This is a genomic window from Streptomyces sp. NPDC058579 (assembly GCF_042718575.1).
Taxonomy (GTDB): Bacteria; Actinomycetota; Actinomycetes; order Streptomycetales; family Streptomycetaceae; genus Streptomyces.
This window is the reverse complement of sequence record NZ_JBHXPI010000001.1, coordinates 446,888-463,204: the sequence shown is the minus strand read 5'-3', so window position 1 is coordinate 463,204 and position 16,317 is coordinate 446,888. Positions and strand designations below refer to the sequence as shown.

The window sequence follows — 16,317 nt, the reverse complement described above, 5'->3', positions numbered from 1 at the left end:
CTAGTGAGCGGCGTCAGGCGCGATGTGCTGCGTGCCGATCCGCTTGCGGAACACCCAGTACGTCCAGCTCTGGTAGAGCAGCACCAGCGGGGTGGCGATCGCGGCGCACCAGGTCATGATCTTCAGGGTGTACGGGCTCGACGACGCGTTCGTCACGGTAAGACTCCACTCGGGGTTGAGCGAAGACGGCATGACGTTCGGAAAGAGGGTGAAGAAGAGCATCGCCACCGCCGCGGCGATCGTGATGCCCGAGAGCGCGAACGACCAGCCCTCGCGCCCCACCTTGATCGCCCCGATGGCGCCGACCAGCGCCACCACGGCGACGAGCATGACACCCAGGCTCCAGCCGTCACCCTTGTCCACCTGGGTCCAGATCAGGAAGCCCAGCGCGAGGACGGCCGTGACCAGTCCCAGCTTCAGCGCGAGCGCCCGCGCCCGGACCCGGATGTCCCCCACCGTCTTGAGCGCGGCGAAGACCGTGCCGTGGAAGGTGAAGAGGGCGAGCGTGACCAGGCCGCCGAGGATCGCGTACGGGTTGAGCAGGTCCCCGAAGGTGCCGACGTACTCCATGTCCGCGTCGATCTTCACGCCGCGCACGATGTTGGCGAAGGCGACGCCCCACAGCACGGCGGGGATCAGGGAGGTCCAGAAGATGGCCTCCTCCCAGTTGCGCTGCCAGTTCTCGTCAGGACGCTTCGCCCGGTACTCGAAGGCGACACCGCGGATGATCAGGCAGACCAGGATGATCAGCAGCGGCAGGTAGAAGCCGGAGAAGAGCGTCGCGTACCAGTCGGGGAAGGCGGCGAAGGTCGCGCCGCCCGCGGTCAGCAGCCACACCTCGTTGCCGTCCCAGACGGGCCCGATGGTGTTGATCAGGACCCGCTTCTCCGCGCGGCCGCGGGCGAGCAGCTTGGTGAGGACGCCGACCCCGAAGTCGAATCCCTCCAGGAAGAAGTAGCCGATCCAGAGGACGGCGATGAGTACGAACCAGACGTTGTGGAGTTCCATGCCTCGATCTCCTGAGCCTCAGTACGAGAAGGCCATGGGCCGGTCGGGGTCACGGTGGTCCCCGCCGATCTTGGTGGGCGGGTTGAGGTCGGCCTCGGTGAGCTCGGGCGGTCCGGCCTTGACGTACTTCACCAACAGCTTGACCTCGATCACGGCGAGCACCGCGTAGAGCAGGGTGAAGACGATCATGGAGGTCAGGACCTCGCCCTGCGAGACACCGGGGGAGACGGCGTCCCTGGTGCGCAGCACGCCGTAGACGACCCAGGGCTGTCGGCCCATCTCGGTGAAGATCCAGCCCCACGAGTTGGCGATGAGCGGGAAGGCCATGGTCCAGAGGGCGACGATCCAGTACCACTTGGTGAACCGCGGGCTAAGCGCCTTCCGCTTGAACAGGACGAGGTTCGGCACCTCGTCCTCACCGGTCCGCATCCCCGGCGCCAGCATGAACTTCTTCCTGGTCAGCCAGAGGCCGACCAGGCCGATGGCCAGCGAGGCCATGCCGAAGCCGATCATCCAGCGGAAGCCCCAGTACGCGACGGGGATGTTGGGCCGGTAGTCGCCGGGACCGAACTTCTCCTGCTCGGCCTTGTTGATGTCGTTGATGCCCGGGACGTACGAGGTGAAGTCGTCGTTCGCCAGGAACGACAGCAGCCCGGGAATCTCTATGGCCACCGTGTTGTGACCCTTGTCGACATCGCCGTACGCGAAGATCGAGAAGGGAGCGGGTGCTTCGCCGTCCCACAGCGCCTCAGCCGCGGCCATCTTCATCGGCTGCTGCTTGAACATGACCTTGCCGAGCAGGTCGCCGCTGATGGCCGTGCCGAGTCCGGCGATGATCAGGGTGATCAGGCCGAGCCGCAGCGAGGTCCGCATGACCGGGACGTGCTTCTTGCGGGCCAGGTGGAAGGCGGAGATGCCCACCATGAACGCGCCACCGACCAGGAACGCGGCCGTCATGGTGTGGAAGAACTGGGTGAGCGCCGTGTTCTGCGTCAGAACCAGCCAGAAGTCGGTGAGCTCGGCCCGCCCGCGCTCCTCGTTGATCCGGTAGCCGACCGGGTGCTGCATCCAGGAGTTGGCCGCGAGGATGAAGTACGCGGAGAGGATCGTGCCGATCGACACCATCCACATGCAGGCCAGGTGGATCTTCTTCGGCAGCTTGTCCCAGCCGAAGATCCACAGGCCGATGAACGTGGACTCGAAGAAGAACGCGATCAGCGCCTCGAAGGCGAGCGGCGCACCGAAGATGTCTCCGACGAAGCGCGAGTAGTCGGACCAGTTCATGCCGAACTGGAACTCCTGCACGATGCCGGTGACGACACCCATCGCGATGTTGATCAGGAAGAGCTTGCCCCAGAACTTCGTCGCCTTGAGGTACTTCTGCTTCTCCGTCCGCACCCAGGCGGTCTGGAGACCGGCGGTGAGCGCGGCGAGAGAGATCGTCAGGGGGACGAAGAGAAAGTGGTAGACGGTGGTGATGCCGAACTGCCATCGCGCCAGAGTCTCTGGCGCCAGAGCTAGGTCCACGTCGTCATTCTCCTTACATCGCCGTAGGCACAACGGCAGTTTGCCCCTTTAATCCCACCCATTACGGGAGGAATAGAGACACGCTTGTGAACGCGTTCACATTCACAAGCATTATGGCTCATACGAAATCCGTACGTAAGACCGGGGTACCCCTACTCGAGGGTCACCCCTTCCCCAGGCCTTCAACATATTGTTGAATCTGGGGCATGACCCTTCGGATCCGCATCTCCTGGCCCGCCGGACACACCACGGCGACCCTCCAAGAAACCCCCACGAGCAAGGCGCTCGCGGGGGCTCTCCCGATCGTCTCCACCGCCCACACCTGGGGCGAGGAGGTCTACTTCGACACTCCGGTCTCCACCGCCGTCGAGGCCGGCGCGCGGCAGGTGGTGGAGCCGGGCACGGTCGCCTTCTGGACCGAGGGCGACGCCCTCGCGCTCCCCTACGGCCCCACCCCGATATCCCGGGGCGACGAATGCCGGCTCGCGAGCCCGTGCAACCTGCTGGGCGCGCTCGACGGCGACCCCCGCGTCCTGGCCACCGTCAGGGACGGCGACCCGATCCGCGTCGAGCGCGCCGAGCCCTGACCGCACCGACCGGCCGGCGCGAGCCGGCACGCTTCCGCCCCGACCGCGGTCAGGCGTCCCTGCGGAAGCCCTCCGCCGTCTTCAGGAACAGGTCGTTCGCCTCGCTCTCACCGATCGTGACGCGCACGCCCTCCCCCGCGAACGGCCGCACCACCACGCCGTGCCGCTCGCACTCCGCCGCGAAGTCCAGCGTCCGCTCGCCGAGCCGCAGCCAGACGAAGTTCGCCTGGGTGTCCGGCACGGTCCAGCCCTGGGCCACGAGCCCCGCGTGGACCCGCGCGCGCTCGGCCACCAACGAGCCGACCCGTCCGAGCAGTTCGTCCTCGGCCCGCAGCGAGGCCACCGCCGCGTCCTGCGCCAGCTGACTCACGCCGAACGGCACCGCCGTCTTGCGCAGCGCCGCCGCCACCGGCTCATGGGCGATCGCGAAGCCGACCCGCAGCCCCGCCAGGCCGTACGCCTTGGAGAAGGTGCGCAGCACCGCGACGTTCGGACGGTCGCGGTACAGCTCGATGCCGTCCGGGATCTCCGTGTCACGGACGAACTCGCGGTACGCCTCGTCGATGACCACCAGGACATCGGAGGGCACCCGGTCCAGGAACCGCTCCAGCTCGGCCCTGCGGACCGCGGTGCCCGTGGGGTTGTTCGGGTTGCACACGAAGATCAGCCGGGTGCGGTCGGTGATCGCCGCGGCCATCGCGTCGAGGTCGTGCACCTCGCCGTCGGTCAGCGGCACCTGCACCGAGGTCGCCCCGCTGATCTGCGTGATGATCGGGTACGCCTCGAAGGACCGCCAGGCGTAGATGACCTCGTCGCCCGGGCCCGAGGTGGCCTGAATCAGCGACTGGGCCACGCCCACCGAGCCCGTGCCGGTCGCCAGGTGCGTGAGCGGCACCCCGAAGCGGTCGGCGAGCTCGTTCATCAGACCGGTGCAGGCCATGTCCGGGTACCGGTTGAAGGCACCGGCAGCGGCCACCGCGCTCTCCATCACACCCGGCAGGGGCGGATAGGGGTTCTCGTTGGAGGACAGCTTGAAGGCGACCGGACCGCCCGCGGCGGCCGGCTTGCCCGGCTTGTAGGTGGGGATCCCGGCCAGTACGGAGCGCAGCTTCGGGCCGCCTTCGCCCGCCCCGCCCGTACCGCCGGCTCCGCCCACTCCTGCGGTGTCGCTCACTGCGCTCACTGTGGTCCTCCTCGACCGTCCGTACCACCAATACTCCTCACCTTATGAGGATTCGCCTCCGCTGCGAATGGGCTGTGGACAACGGATGGCGGAAGCTGTGGACAAGTGGGGGAGCGCGCGATCGGGTGGCGTGCGCTGGTGGCGGGCGCCGTGGCGCGCGTCGCCCGTAGAGGTGAGTTGAGACCTCTTCGAGACATGGACCCCCTGGTAGGCCCATACGGGTCGACGACCATAGATCACACGCGAGACCCCTTAACTCCCTTATCTTCGCAGGCAATTGAGGGTTCTCGATCATGCAGAAACGTGCCTGTCAACGAGTGAATATGCGAGCGTCCCAACCACCCGCCCTCGCCCTACTATCGGCTCGCCATGACAGCAGCAGGGAAGCACCAGGTGAGCCGGGCACAGACCCGGGGAAGCCGGCAGGGGCGAGCGGGCATCCGGGATGTGGCCGCCGCCGCCGGGGTCTCCATCACGACTGTCTCCGACGCGCTCAACGGCAAGGGCCGGCTCCCGGACGCCACCCGCCGCCACGTCCGCGAGGTCGCAGACCGGCTGGGCTACCGCCCATCCGCGGCGGCCCGCACGCTCCGCACCGGCAAGTCGGGCCTCATCGGCCTGACCGTGACCACATACGGGGATGAACCTTTCACCTTCACCGAATTCGCGTACTTCGCGGAGATGGCCAGAGCCGCCACATCGGCCGCGCTCGCCCGGGGCTACGCCCTGGTCATCCTGCCCGCGACCTCCCGCCATGACGTCTGGTCGAACGTCGCCCTCGACGGCACCGTCGTCATCGACCCCTCCGACCACGACCCGGTCGTCACCGAGCTCGTCCGCCAGGGCCTGCCCGTCGTCTCCGACGGACGCCCCGCCGGCACCCTCCCGGTGACCGCCTGGGTCGACAACGACCACGAAGCCGCCGTCCTCGACCTCCTCGACCACCTCGCCGACGCCGGCGCCCGCCGGATCGGCCTCCTCACCGGCACGACCACCGACACCTACACCCGCCTGTCCACCACCGCGTACCTCAACTGGTGCGAGCGGGTCGGCCAGGACCCCGTCTACGAGGCCTATCCGGCGCACGATCCGTGCGCGGGCGCCGTCGCGGCCGACCGGCTGCTCGCCCGCCCCGACCGTCCCGACGCCGTCTACGGACTCTTCGACCCGAACGGAACCGATCTGCTGGCGGCAGCCCGCCGCTACGGACTGCGCGTACCGGACGATCTGCTGCTGGTCTGCTGCAGCGAGTCGACCGTCTACGCCAACACCGAACCGCCCATCACGACCCTCTCGCTCAAACCCCGCCGGATCGGCACGGCCGTCGTCCAACTCCTCATCGACGCCATCGAGGGGATCGACATCGACGGACCGGTCGAGCAGGTGATACCGACCGAACTCATCGTCCGGACGTCCTCCCAGAGGCGTTCGCCGCGAACGACGGTCAGCCCGCCCCGGTCTCCCGCGAAGGACTGAGGGTCGGCTCCGGGGCCGTGCCGGGCACAAACTCCGGCCCGGCCCTGCTCCGACCCTGGACCAGACCTTCTCAATTCGGGCGAAACAACCGGTGAACCCGGAGTGGACCCGGATTCACCACCCCTGGTGCGTCACACAGGCGGACCCTCATTCCTATGATGGGCGCACGACATCGTGGACCACCCCGACCAGGCCGGTCCGCGATGTGCAGGGCATCGCGACGGTGGTGGAGGGGTCGATGACTCAGGGGGCCGGGCAGGAACCCGTGGTGCGCACGGCGACATTGCGTGACTTCCGCGTACCGCCGTACGCCCGCGTGCCCGTGCAGGGCCAACGCCTGGAGCCCCCTGCGGGGCATCCCGTCGTACCCGACGAGATCGTCCGGCCCGTCGCCGACCCCACCCTCCACCTCGGCCTCGGCACCTCCGCCCGGTCCCCCCTCACGCCCCCGGTCTCGCTCTCCGCGGCCCTTCCCGGCCACCCCGGGAACGCCTTCCCGGACGACGAGTTCCCCGAGGGCTACACCCCCACCGAGCGCGACCTCCCGGTGATCAACCGGGGAGACACCGTCCAGGTCCGCGTGGACCCGGTCCCGTCCCCCGCGCCCGCCCCGGCCGCCGACGAGGGCCCTGGCCCGCTCTACGTGGTCGGCGACGTCCACGGCTACCTCGACGAACTCGTCGCCGCCCTGCGCGAGCAGGGACTCATCGACGAGGCCGGCGCCTGGTCCGCGGGCAACGCCCGGCTCTGGTTCCTCGGCGACTTCACCGACCGCGGTCCCGACGGCATCGGCGTCATCGACCTCGTCATGCGCCTGTCCGCGGAGGCCGCCGCCGCCGGTGGCTACTGCAAGGCCCTGATGGGCAACCACGAGCTGCTGCTGATCGGCGCCAAGCGCTTCGGGGACACCCCCGTCAACTCCGGTGCCGGCACCGCCACCTTCCAGGCCGCCTGGCTGCTCAACGGCGGCCAGAAGCACGACATGGACCGGCTCCAGGACGTCCACATGCAGTGGATGTCCCGGCTCGACGCCGTGGTGGAGGAGGACGGGCATCTGCTCATGCACTCCGACACCACCGCCTACCTGGACTACGGCAGCACCATCGAGGACGTCAACGAGACCGTCCACGAGACCATCAACCGGAACGACGCGGACGAGGTCTGGGACCTGTTCCGCAAGTTCACCAAGCGCTTCGCCTTCCGTGACGACGGCGGCCCCGAGGCCGTCCAGGAGCTCCTCTCCACCTACGGTGGCAGCCGCGTCGTGCACGGTCACAGCCCCATCCCGTACCTCCTGGGCCAGGTCGGCACCGAGGACGGCGAGGGCGGCTCGGGCCCAGGCGTCGACGGTCCGCACGTGTACGCGGACGGGCTGGCGATCGCCATGGACGGCGGTGTGACCATGGCCGGAAAGCTGCTGGTCGTCCAACTCCCCCTGCATGGCTGACGCATAACGCTGCGCATCCGGGGAAGTCGATTTCAGGAAACCCCCTGTCACCCTGTGCCATAACCGCAATACCATCGGATCATCCGTAGCAGGCTCTCCTCCGTTTCCGCCCAACCGACCGTAAATCCCACGGTCAACGCGGCCCTACGGAGCATCGGGGGATGCACATGAACGTGGCTCCGCACCTGCTGACCGAGGACCGTGCCGAGTACGAGCGCATCCTCGACGACGCACTGCGCAACGCGTACGACCATCCAGATCTCGCCGAGATCGGGAAACGGCTCACGGCCGGCCAACTGCGCACGATGGCGCTGAGCGCGACGGCCCTGATCACCGCCGCGGCGGCGATCGAGTACGACCACTTCGTGAAAGTCCGCGAAGAGGTCCGGTCACCGAGCGGTACGAGCGTGATGGACGCCGTCCTGACGGCGGACGGCGACGGGGCGAGCGGCGGCCCGGGAGCGGGCATCGTCGCGATCGTCACCGTCCTCGCGCCGGTCCTCGCCGGACCTGCCGCGCTGATATTCCTGCTGGTCGGCGCCGTGCTGAAGGTGCTCGCACCCACGCTCACCGTCGCCGACACCCTGCTGACGGCCGGCTGGTTCTTCGGGGCCGTCGCCGCCGCCGGCCTGTTCTGCGCCGCCGTCGGGCTGCTGGTCACGGCGCTGCGCAACCGCTCCACGGAAGTGGCCGCGAGCGACCCACCCGGTACGGAAGCGGACGACGAGCTGTCCCGGGCCAGGGAGGCCTGGCGCCGCGCCCTGCTGGAACGGGGCATTCTGCCGTTCCTGCGCGAGGCCCTGGCCGCCCCCGGACCACCCGACCCACCGTCCGTGCCGCCGCCGCGCACCGACCGCATACCGAAGATCGGCTACAGCGGACCGGACTTCTCCAGCCCGAACGAAGGCGCGTCCGGAACGCGCCCCACCTTCACGAGCCCCAACTTCACCGGGCCCGACTTCACGAGCCCGGACTTCACCGGCCCCGACTACACCGGCCCGGAGATCGGCCCTTCGGAACGCCGACCGGACTGAGCCGGAGCAGGGGAACGGCCACCGGGTTCACACGGACGAAGTCCCGGATCGGGGCGAAGGGGCCCGCGATCCCCCCGTGGGTCGCGGGCCCTTGCGGCTACTGCTCCGCCAGCGGCAGGTAGACGCGGTTGCCGGCCGCCGCGAACTCCTTGGACTTCTCCGCCATCCCGGCCGAGATCTCGTCCGCCTTGAGGTCGCCGCCGTGCTCCCGGCGGATGTCCTGCGAGATCTTCATCGAGCAGAACTTCGGACCGCACATCGAGCAGAAGTGCGCGGTCTTCGCGGGCTCGGCCGGCAGCGTCTCGTCGTGGAACTCACGGGCCGTGTCCGGGTCGAGCGCCAGGTTGAACTGGTCCTCCCAGCGGAACTCGAACCGCGCGTCCGACAGCGCGTCGTCCCACTCCTGCGCCCCCGGGTGCCCCTTGGCCAGGTCCGCGGCGTGCGCCGCGATCTTGTACGTGATGACGCCCGTCTTCACGTCGTCGCGGTTCGGCAGGCCCAGGTGCTCCTTGGGCGTGACGTAGCAGAGCATCGCCGTGCCCCACCAGGCGATCATCGCGGCGCCGATGCCCGAGGTGATGTGGTCGTACGCGGGCGCGACGTCCGTGGTCAGCGGGCCGAGCGTGTAGAACGGCGCCTCCTCGCAGATCTCCTGCTGGAGGTCGATGTTCTCCTTGATCTTGTGCATCGGGACGTGCCCGGGGCCCTCGATCATGGTCTGCACGTTGTGCCGCTTGGCGATCGTGTTCAGCTCGCCGAGCGTGCGCAGCTCGGCGAACTGCGCCTCGTCGTTGGCGTCCGCGATCGAACCCGGGCGCAGGCCGTCGCCGAGCGAGTACGTGACGTCGTACGTCGCGAGGATCTCGCAGAGCTCCTCGAAGTTCGTGTAGAGGAAGTTCTCCTTGTGGTGCGCGAGGCACCAGGCGGCCATGATCGAGCCGCCGCGCGAGACGATACCGGTCTTGCGACGGGCGGTCAGCGGGACGTACGGCAGCAGCACGCCGGCGTGGACCGTCATGTAGTCGACGCCCTGCTCGGCCTGCTCGATGACGGTGTCCTTGTAGATCTCCCAGGTCAGCTCCTCGGCCTTCCCGTCGACCTTCTCCAGGGCCTGGTAGAGCGGCACGGTGCCGATCGGCACGGGAGAGTTGCGCAGCACCCACTCGCGCGTGGTGTGGATGTTGCGGCCGGTGGACAGGTCCATGACCGTGTCGGCGCCCCACTTGGTCGCCCAGGTCATCTTGTCCACCTCCTCCTCGATGGAGGAGGTGACAGCGGAGTTGCCGATGTTGGCGTTGACCTTCACCAGGAACCGCTTGCCGATGATCATCGGCTCGATCTCCGGGTGGTTGACGTTGGCCGGGAGTACGGCACGCCCCGCCGCGATCTCCTCCCGTACAACCTCGGGAGAGACGTTCTCGCGGATCGCGACGTACTCCATCTCCGGGGTGATCTCGCCCCGGCGGGCGTACGCGAGTTGAGTCACGGCCTCGCCGCCGCGACCCCGGCGGGGCAGGCGCGGGCGGCCGGGGAAGACGGCGTCGAGGTTCTTCAGCCCACCGCCGCGCGGCGAGGTGTGCTTGATGCCGTCGTCCTCGGGACGGACCGGGCGGCCCGCGTACTCCTCGGTGTCACCCCGCGCGATGATCCAGTTCTCGCGCAGCGGCGGCAGGCCCCGCCGTACGTCGGTGTCGATGGTGGGGTCGGTGTACGGACCGGACGTGTCGTACAGCGTCACGTCCTTGCCGTTGGTGAGGTGCACCTGCCGGACGGGCACCCGGAGGTCGGGGCGCGAGCCCTCGACGTACCCCTTGTGCCAGCCCGGCTTGCGCTCGTCCTGGCCGGCGTTCTCGCTGGTGGCAGGCGTGCGTGCATCCTGAATGGTCATGAGACCGATCTCCCTACGCCGGCATTACCCGGTAACAGGTTCGGCGGTCGGCGCAGCCTCCTCCCGTACGTACGTCCAGTACGCGCGTACGGTGATCAGCGCCCTCTCAGCCCGGTGCTCCGAGCTCCCGCGTGTGCAAAGGTGTCACCACGCTAGCGTCAATCCGGCCGTGCTGAACAGTGGGCCCCCGCCGTTCTTGCGATGATCGGTCGGTGACTTCCTCGCAGCAGACCCCAGAACCCGACGGTCATGACGGCCGTGGCGCCCCTGGCGACGCGGGCCACGGGCACGGCCACTCGCACAGCCATGGGCCGGCCGCACCCGTCTCCCGGCATCTGCGCAGGGTCATCGCCGCTGTCCTGATCCCGTTCGCCACGGCGGTGGTGGTCGGGCTCGTGGTGCTGTGGCCGGGCGGCGCACCGGAACACGAGCGCACCGGTGTCGGCTTCGACCGGCAGACGTACCAGGGCAAGGTCGTCTCGGTGGAGCAGGTCGACTGCAGCGACGTGAACGCCGCTCAGGTCCCGCCGACCGGCGACACCTCGACCCCCGAGGGGCGCGAGGCGGTCAACGCCCAGCAGGGACAGTGCGAGAAGGCGACGATCGAGGTCACGAGCGGTCCGGACAAGGGCCGTACGTTCATCGAGATCGTGCAGCCGGACGCGCCGCGCCAACTGGACGACGGGCAGGGCGTGGTGGTGGCGTACGCGCCGGACGCGCCGCGCGACCTGCAGTACTCGGTGACGGACGTGAACCGCAAGGTCCCGCTGGCGGTGCTCGGCCTGATCTTCGCCGTGGCGGTCGTGCTGGTCGGCCGGATGCGCGGGGTGATGGCCCTGATCGCGCTCGCCATCAGCTTCATGATCCTGACCTTCTTCATCCTGCCGGCGATCCTTCAGGGCTCGAATCCGCTGGTGGTGGCGGTGGTCGGATCGAGCGCGATCATGCTGATCGCGCTCTACATGTGCCACGGCCTGTCCGCCCGCACCTCGGTCGCGGTGCTCGGGACCCTGATCTCGCTGCTGTTGATCGGACTGCTCGGCTCGTTCTTCATCAGCTGGGCCTCGCTGAGCGGCAACACGGACGACAACACCGGCCTGATCCACGGCCTCTACCCGGACATCGACATGTCCGGTCTGCTGCTCGCGGGCATCATCATCGGTTCGCTCGGTGTCCTCGACGATGTGACGGTGACGCAGACCTCGGCGGTGTGGGAGCTGCACCAGGCCGATCCCCGTCTCGGCCCGCGCGGTCTCTACCGGGCGGGCATCAGGATCGGCCGCGACCACATCGCGTCCGTGGTGAACACGCTGGTCCTCGCGTACGCCGGCGCGGCCCTGCCCCTGCTGCTGCTCTTCTCCATCGCGCAGAGCAGCGTGGGGACAGTGGCCAACAGCGAACTCGTCGCGGAGGAGATCGTCCGCACGCTGGTCGGTTCGATCGGTCTTGTCGCCTCCGTTCCGGTCACGACCGTTCTCGCCGCGCTCGTGGTCTCGGCGGACCGGCCGGGTGGGGCGGGCGTGGCGGGCCGGACGGGCGGCGCCGGCTCGCCGGGCTCGCTGGAGAAGCGTTCATCCAAGCCCCCCAGGGGCGGGCGGCGCCGCCGCGCGAAGTGACCGGTCAGCCGGCGTTCTCCTCCGCGAGGATCCGGCCGAGCGCCGCCTCCAGGTTGTCCTCGAAGTCGCCAAGTGTCCGTTCCTGACCGAGCGGGACCAGCTTGTCCGTACGGTCGAGGAAGGCGACGAGCGGCGGAGCGCTGGCCCGGAACAGGGCCCGGTCGCTGCCGACCTGGAGCCTGATGGCGACGTCCGAAAGGGCCTCGGGGTCGGTCGGGGCGATGTGCACGTCGCCGTCGCCGCTCGGTCGGTTGATGCCGTCGAGCAGCAGCTCCCGGCCGAACGCCCAGGTCACGGGCGCGTCTCCGGGAAGGTGGAACGTCATCCGCACCGCGTAGGGATCCCGGGTCTCGTACCGCAGTTCCACCGGGATCCTGAAGGAGAGCTCCTCGGAGACGAGGAAGCTCATCAGGACCTCGGCTTGGACCGACTCTCGCATCATGTACCCCGCAGTCGATGGAGCAGTTGTGTAAACACGGCTGCTGAAAGCTGTTATCAAAACGGCCAGGAATGATCCCCCATGGCCCTCTTGACGCAATCGTGCTGGAAGGGCTAGCAGATCACAAGGAGTGATTTTTCAGATACTGATAGAGAAAGCGAAGGAACTGAGGAGCCTTCCAATCTCATTGCGTAGCCGATCGACTGCGGGCAGCAACCGTTCTTCCTGGTGAAGGGGGAGGGAAATGGCCATCGCGGCCGCCGTGGACCCCGCCGTGATGGGGATCGCGGCACAAACTGTGCCGAGCGCATATTCCTGACGCTCCACCAGGGGCTCCATTCGCCCCATACCGCCCAAACGCTCCAAAAGGGCACTCTGGTTACGCACCGTGTACGGAGTGATGGCTTCGACCGGATGGCGGTCGAGGTGGTCTTGACGACTCTTCAAATCCAGTTGGCTGAGCAGGCACTGCCCGATCGCGTGTGCGTGCCCCGTCTCGCGGAAGTCGGCCCACTCGTCCACGGCCGGCGCGGCGGGGGTGTCGGCGACAGCGACGAGCTCGATCTCGCCCTCGCGGTAGATCGCGAAGTAGATGGGGACCCCGATCTCGTCGCGCCAGTGCGCGAGGGAGTCTTCGATCTTGGTGCGACGATTCTGCAGAACTCCGCCACCGGCGAGACGCCCTGCTGCGTCGCCGAAGACGAACACACCCTTCTCGCGGCGTAGATAGCCCTCGTGCGTCAGGGTGCGGAGCAGGTGGTACGCGGTGGGCAGCGGGAGTCCCGCCTCACGCGCCAGTTGCTTGGCAGGGGCCCCGTCCTCGTGGGAGCCCACGGCCTCCAAGAGTCTCAGCGCCCGCTGCACCGAGCCGATCAGCGTAGGAACGGCGGACTGCGTAGCCGTGGCCAAAGGTCACCCCCAGGCGTGACGACGGGTGCCGTACACCCGCCCGCGGGGGCCGCCCCCGCGCGCCCGCCGCGGCCTGGGAACCGGTGGGGTCCGGTGACGGACCCGCCCGAGACACATGGACACCCGCGGATCAGCGCGGAAGTTGGCCAGTTTTCCCCGGGGCGGCAGAGATTTGCCACCCTAATGGCAGCTCCAAGACCTGACCCCGGATTCCAGGGGCGCGTCCCTCGGCCGGGCTAACGCCCGGCCGACGCCCCGTACCGGCAGGTAGATCGTGCTACCAGTCCTCGCGCGAGGTCGAGGAGGACATGAACTTCCGTACGACGTAGATCAGTCCACCGACCAGGGCGACGAAGACCAGCACCTTGAAGAGCAGACCGATCACGAACGTCGCGACGCTCATGATCAGGCCACCGAAGACGAACAGGGCGATGACGGGTATGGCGACCCACTTCACCCACCAGGGCATCCCCGCGAGAATCTCTCGAACCGCCATCGTGCTTACCTCATCTCCCGCAGAGTCCGTCCCGCGCAGTCTGCGCCGGACACCTTCGATGCTAGGTGCGGCACCTGCGCCACGGGGGCCTCGGAGCCCTTGTTCTCCCCTGATCGACCCCCTAGGGGGAATTCAGCCCTCCGGCGGCGAGAAGACCACCATGACCCGCAGGTCCTCGGTGATGTGGTGGAACTTGTGGGCCACCCCGGCCGGCACGTAGACGACACTGCCCCGCGCGACCTGCGTCGTCTCCATGCCCACCGTGATCGCGGCCCGCCCGCTCACGACGAAGTACACCTCGTCCTGACTGTGCGGCTGTTGGGGGTCGAGCGCGCCGGCGTCGAGCGCGTACAGACCGACAGACATGTTCCGCTCGCGCAGGAACTGGAGGTACGCGCCGTCGTTGGCGGCGCGCTCCGCCTCGAGTTCGTCCAGCCGGAATGCTTTCATCGTGCGTTCGCCCCTGCCATTGGCCCGATCATGTCTGCCACGATCAGACACATGAAGAATTTTGTAGTCAAGACACTCGCGAATGCGGGCGCCCTGGGAGTGGCCGTCTGGCTGGTCCCGGACATCGACCTGACCGGTGACAGCACCCCCGACAAGGCCTGGACCCTGATACTCGTCGCCCTGGTTTTCGGGCTGGTGAACTTCTTGGTGAAGCCGATCGTCAAGCTGATCTCGCTTCCGCTGTTCATCCTCACCCTCGGCCTGATCACGCTGGTCATCAACGCGCTGATGCTGATGCTCACCTCCTGGCTGGCCGACACGATCGGCCTGGACTTCCACGTCGACGGCTTCTGGACCGCAGTCCTCGGCGGCCTGATCATTTCCGTCGTCTCGTGGGCGCTCAACGTCGTGCTCCCCGACGGGGACTGAGTGCGCACGATGACCTACCGCGTCTGTTTTGTCTGCACGGGCAACATCTGCCGCTCGCCGATGGCCGAGTCCGTCTTCCGCGCCCGCGTGGAGGAGGCCGGCCTGGCGGACACCGTCGAGGTGGACAGCGCGGGCACCGGCGGCTGGCACGAGGGCCACGCCGCCGACCCGCGTACCGTCGCCGTCCTGGAGGACCACGGCTACGCCTCGGGGCACACCGCCCGCCAGTTCCGCGCTTCGTGGTTCCCCGCGCTCGACCTGGTCATCGCCCTCGACGAGGGGCATGTGCGGGAACTGCGGCGGCTCGCCCCGACGCCCGAGGACGCGGCGAAGGTGCGGCTGCTGCGGTCGTACGACCCGGCGGCCGACGACCTCGACGTGCCGGACCCGTACTACGGCGGGACGGACGGCTTCGAGGAGTGCCTGGAGATGGTGGAGGCGGCGAGCGAAGGACTGCTGGCCGCCGTACGGGAGAGTGCGGAGGAGCGGGCGGTATGAGCACGGACGCGTATGACGGCGCCGAGGACCTCGGCGACATGGGCGACATCGGCGCCGTCGGCGACGGGACACGGGTGGTTCGGGCGGGGCTCCCCGAGCCGGTGAAGTACGAACCGACCCTGCCGGGACCGGTCTTCGCCGCCCACTTCCATCTGCCGGGCGACCCCACCGGCCCCTATACGTACGGGCGGGACGAGAACCCCACCTGGACCCATCTGGAACGCGCCATCGGCGAGCTGGAGGCGCCGGGGGAGCCGGGCGTCGAGACGCTCGTCTTCGCCTCGGGCATGGCCGCCATCTCCGCCGTCCTCTTCTCCCAGTTGAAGACCGGCGACGTGGTCGTCATGCCGGCGGACGGCTACCAGGCGCTGCCGCTGCTCCACGAGCAGCTCAGGGCGTACGGGATCGAGGTCCGCACCGCGCCCACCGGCGGCGACGCCCAGTTGTCCGTACTGGAGGGAGCGCGGCTGCTGTGGATCGAGACGCCCTCCAACCCCGGGCTCGACGTCTGCGACATCCGCCGCCTAGTGCGCGCGGCACACGAGGGCGGGGCGCTGGTCGCCGTCGACAACACCCTCGCCACCCCGCTCGGCCAGCGGCCCCTGGAACTCGGCGCGGACTTCTCCGTCGCGAGCGACACCAAGGGGATGACCGGACACGGCGACATCCTCCTCGGCCATGTCAGCTGCCGCGATCCACGACTCGCGGCGGAGGTACGGCGCTGGCGCAAGGTCGTCGGCGCGATCCCGGGCCCCATGGAGGCCTGGCTCGCCCACCGCTCCCTCGCCACGCTCCAGCTTCGCATCGACCGCCAGTGCGCCTCCGCGCTGGCGCTCGCCGAGGCCCTGGGCAAGCGGGACGAGGTCACCGGGCTGCGGTATCCCGGGCTGCCGGACGACCCTTCGCACGCGGTGGCGGCCGCGCAGATGCGGCGCTTCGGGCCCGTGGTCTCCTTCGTGCTTCCCGATCAGGACCGGGCCGAGCGGTTCCTCGGCGGGCTGCGGATCGTGGACGACGCGACCAGCTTCGGCGGGGTGCGCTCGACGGCCGAGCGGCGCGGAAGGTGGGGTGGCGACGCCGTGCCGGAGGGCTTCATCCGCTTCTCCGTGGGGGCGGAGGACCCTGAGGACCTGATCGCGGACGTCCTGCGCGCCCTCGACGCGGCGGGGGTGGACGCGGCCCGCTGAGTGGGCGCCCGGGGATTCGGGGCGCTGAGCGGGCGCACGCGGAGTCGGGGGGGGGGGGGGGGGCCCCCCCCCCCCGGCGCAGACGCCCCCCCCCCACAAGCGCCACAACCCCCCACCCCACCACAAATGAAGAAGGAACAGGC

16 protein-coding genes and 1 riboswitch are annotated in these 16,317 nt (G+C 68.9%); of the genes, 8 read left to right on the top strand and 8 right to left on the bottom strand.

Going from position 1 to position 16,317, the window contains the following annotated elements; translation table 11 throughout:
• Together cydB and ACFWRO_RS02185 are read right to left on the bottom strand one after the other, a co-directional pair.
• On the bottom strand, nucleotides 1-1,008 hold the full coding sequence (cydB, locus tag ACFWRO_RS02190) for a cytochrome d ubiquinol oxidase subunit II (RefSeq protein ID WP_384503433.1): 1,008 nt from the start codon (nucleotides 1,006-1,008) through the stop codon (nucleotides 1-3).
• A gap of 18 nt (nucleotides 1,009-1,026) precedes the next feature.
• Nucleotides 1,027-2,535 (bottom strand): cytochrome ubiquinol oxidase subunit I, encoded by a 1,509-nt coding sequence (locus ACFWRO_RS02185; RefSeq protein WP_384503430.1) that lies wholly within the window; start codon nucleotides 2,533-2,535, stop codon nucleotides 1,027-1,029.
• A 206-nt stretch (nucleotides 2,536-2,741) separates the two neighbouring features.
• Here ACFWRO_RS02185 and ACFWRO_RS02180 point away from each other — a divergent pair, with 206 nt between their 5' ends.
• Nucleotides 2,742-3,122, top strand: a complete 381-nt coding sequence (locus ACFWRO_RS02180; RefSeq protein ID WP_384503428.1) for a cyclophilin-like fold protein — start codon at nucleotides 2,742-2,744, stop codon at nucleotides 3,120-3,122.
• 49 nt (nucleotides 3,123-3,171) lie between these two features.
• Here the strand turns inward: ACFWRO_RS02180 and hisC are convergent, their stop codons facing one another.
• Complete coding sequence (gene hisC / locus ACFWRO_RS02175) at nucleotides 3,172-4,278, bottom strand: histidinol-phosphate transaminase (RefSeq protein ID WP_384503729.1); 1,107 nt, start codon at nucleotides 4,276-4,278, stop codon at nucleotides 3,172-3,174.
• Nucleotides 4,279-4,674: 396 nt separating this feature from the next.
• Between hisC and ACFWRO_RS02170 the strand changes: the two genes are divergently transcribed.
• From ACFWRO_RS02170 to ACFWRO_RS02160, 3 genes are all read left to right on the top strand, one after another.
• Nucleotides 4,675-5,781 (top strand): LacI family DNA-binding transcriptional regulator, encoded by a 1,107-nt coding sequence (locus ACFWRO_RS02170; protein ID WP_384503426.1) that lies wholly within the window; start codon nucleotides 4,675-4,677, stop codon nucleotides 5,779-5,781.
• Between the two features lie 223 nt (nucleotides 5,782-6,004).
• On the top strand, nucleotides 6,005-7,228 hold the full coding sequence (locus ACFWRO_RS02165; protein WP_384503727.1) for a metallophosphoesterase: 1,224 nt from the start codon (nucleotides 6,005-6,007) through the stop codon (nucleotides 7,226-7,228).
• Nucleotides 7,229-7,389: 161 nt separating this feature from the next.
• Nucleotides 7,390-8,262 (top strand): hypothetical protein, encoded by an 873-nt coding sequence (locus ACFWRO_RS02160; protein WP_384503424.1) that lies wholly within the window; start codon nucleotides 7,390-7,392, stop codon nucleotides 8,260-8,262.
• A 97-nt stretch (nucleotides 8,263-8,359) separates the two neighbouring features.
• On the opposite strand, the gene thiC is transcribed toward ACFWRO_RS02160, so the two are convergent.
• On the bottom strand, nucleotides 8,360-10,150 hold the full coding sequence (thiC, locus tag ACFWRO_RS02155; protein ID WP_384503422.1) for a phosphomethylpyrimidine synthase ThiC: 1,791 nt from the start codon (nucleotides 10,148-10,150) through the stop codon (nucleotides 8,360-8,362).
• A riboswitch (TPP riboswitch) is annotated at nucleotides 10,144-10,291 on the bottom strand. (Overlaps the previous gene by 7 nt.)
• Nucleotides 10,292-10,362: 71 nt before the next feature.
• On the opposite strand from thiC, the gene ACFWRO_RS02150 reads away from it, so the two are divergent.
• Nucleotides 10,363-11,766, top strand: a complete 1,404-nt coding sequence (locus tag ACFWRO_RS02150) for a YibE/F family protein (protein ID WP_384503420.1) — start codon at nucleotides 10,363-10,365, stop codon at nucleotides 11,764-11,766.
• Between the two features lie 4 nt (nucleotides 11,767-11,770).
• Here the strand turns inward: ACFWRO_RS02150 and ACFWRO_RS02145 are convergent, their stop codons facing one another.
• The 4 genes from ACFWRO_RS02145 to ACFWRO_RS02130 form a co-directional block, all read right to left on the bottom strand.
• The gene (locus tag ACFWRO_RS02145) at nucleotides 11,771-12,205 is read right to left on the bottom strand and encodes an SsgA family sporulation/cell division regulator (RefSeq protein WP_384503725.1); all 435 of its coding nucleotides are present in this window, start codon (nucleotides 12,203-12,205) and stop codon (nucleotides 11,771-11,773) included.
• A 138-nt stretch (nucleotides 12,206-12,343) separates the two neighbouring features.
• The gene (locus ACFWRO_RS02140) at nucleotides 12,344-13,114 is read right to left on the bottom strand and encodes an IclR family transcriptional regulator (protein ID WP_384503419.1); all 771 of its coding nucleotides are present in this window, start codon (nucleotides 13,112-13,114) and stop codon (nucleotides 12,344-12,346) included.
• Between the two features lie 277 nt (nucleotides 13,115-13,391).
• A complete protein-coding gene (locus ACFWRO_RS02135) occupies nucleotides 13,392-13,610 on the bottom strand; it encodes a DUF5326 family protein (RefSeq protein WP_384503417.1) in 219 nt (72 codons plus the stop codon).
• Between the two features lie 132 nt (nucleotides 13,611-13,742).
• Nucleotides 13,743-14,060: a cupin domain-containing protein gene (locus ACFWRO_RS02130; protein WP_384503415.1), complete on the bottom strand. Its 318-nt coding sequence runs from the start codon at nucleotides 14,058-14,060 to the stop codon at nucleotides 13,743-13,745.
• Between the two features lie 51 nt (nucleotides 14,061-14,111).
• On the opposite strand from ACFWRO_RS02130, the gene ACFWRO_RS02125 reads away from it, so the two are divergent.
• From ACFWRO_RS02125 to ACFWRO_RS02115, 3 genes are read left to right on the top strand one after another with little or no spacing between them, the layout of a single operon-like run.
• A complete protein-coding gene (locus tag ACFWRO_RS02125) occupies nucleotides 14,112-14,489 on the top strand; it encodes a phage holin family protein (RefSeq protein WP_384503413.1) in 378 nt (125 codons plus the stop codon).
• A gap of 9 nt (nucleotides 14,490-14,498) precedes the next feature.
• Complete coding sequence (locus tag ACFWRO_RS02120; RefSeq protein ID WP_384503723.1) at nucleotides 14,499-14,987, top strand: low molecular weight protein-tyrosine-phosphatase; 489 nt, start codon at nucleotides 14,499-14,501, stop codon at nucleotides 14,985-14,987.
• A gap of 38 nt (nucleotides 14,988-15,025) precedes the next feature.
• On the top strand, nucleotides 15,026-16,174 hold the full coding sequence (locus ACFWRO_RS02115) for a cystathionine gamma-lyase (RefSeq protein WP_384503721.1): 1,149 nt from the start codon (nucleotides 15,026-15,028) through the stop codon (nucleotides 16,172-16,174).
• The last annotated feature ends 143 nt before the right edge of the window (nucleotides 16,175-16,317 follow it).

Coding starts and splice junctions, on each gene's coding strand:
- cydB (WP_384503433.1), bottom strand. CDS start 1,008: ATGGAACTCCACAACGTCTGGTTCGTACTCATCGCCGTCCTCTGGATC.
- ACFWRO_RS02180 (WP_384503428.1), top strand. CDS start 2,742: ATGACCCTTCGGATCCGCATCTCCTGGCCCGCCGGACACACCACGGCG.
- ACFWRO_RS02170 (WP_384503426.1), top strand. CDS start 4,675: ATGACAGCAGCAGGGAAGCACCAGGTGAGCCGGGCACAGACCCGGGGA.
- ACFWRO_RS02160 (WP_384503424.1), top strand. CDS start 7,390: ATGCACATGAACGTGGCTCCGCACCTGCTGACCGAGGACCGTGCCGAG.
- thiC (WP_384503422.1), bottom strand. CDS start 10,150: ATGACCATTCAGGATGCACGCACGCCTGCCACCAGCGAGAACGCCGGC.
- ACFWRO_RS02145 (WP_384503725.1), bottom strand. CDS start 12,205: ATGCGAGAGTCGGTCCAAGCCGAGGTCCTGATGAGCTTCCTCGTCTCC.
- ACFWRO_RS02135 (WP_384503417.1), bottom strand. CDS start 13,610: ATGGCGGTTCGAGAGATTCTCGCGGGGATGCCCTGGTGGGTGAAGTGG.
- ACFWRO_RS02130 (WP_384503415.1), bottom strand. CDS start 14,060: ATGAAAGCATTCCGGCTGGACGAACTCGAGGCGGAGCGCGCCGCCAAC.
- ACFWRO_RS02125 (WP_384503413.1), top strand. CDS start 14,112: ATGAAGAATTTTGTAGTCAAGACACTCGCGAATGCGGGCGCCCTGGGA.
- ACFWRO_RS02120 (WP_384503723.1), top strand. CDS start 14,499: ATGACCTACCGCGTCTGTTTTGTCTGCACGGGCAACATCTGCCGCTCG.
- ACFWRO_RS02115 (WP_384503721.1), top strand. CDS start 15,026: ATGGGCGACATCGGCGCCGTCGGCGACGGGACACGGGTGGTTCGGGCG.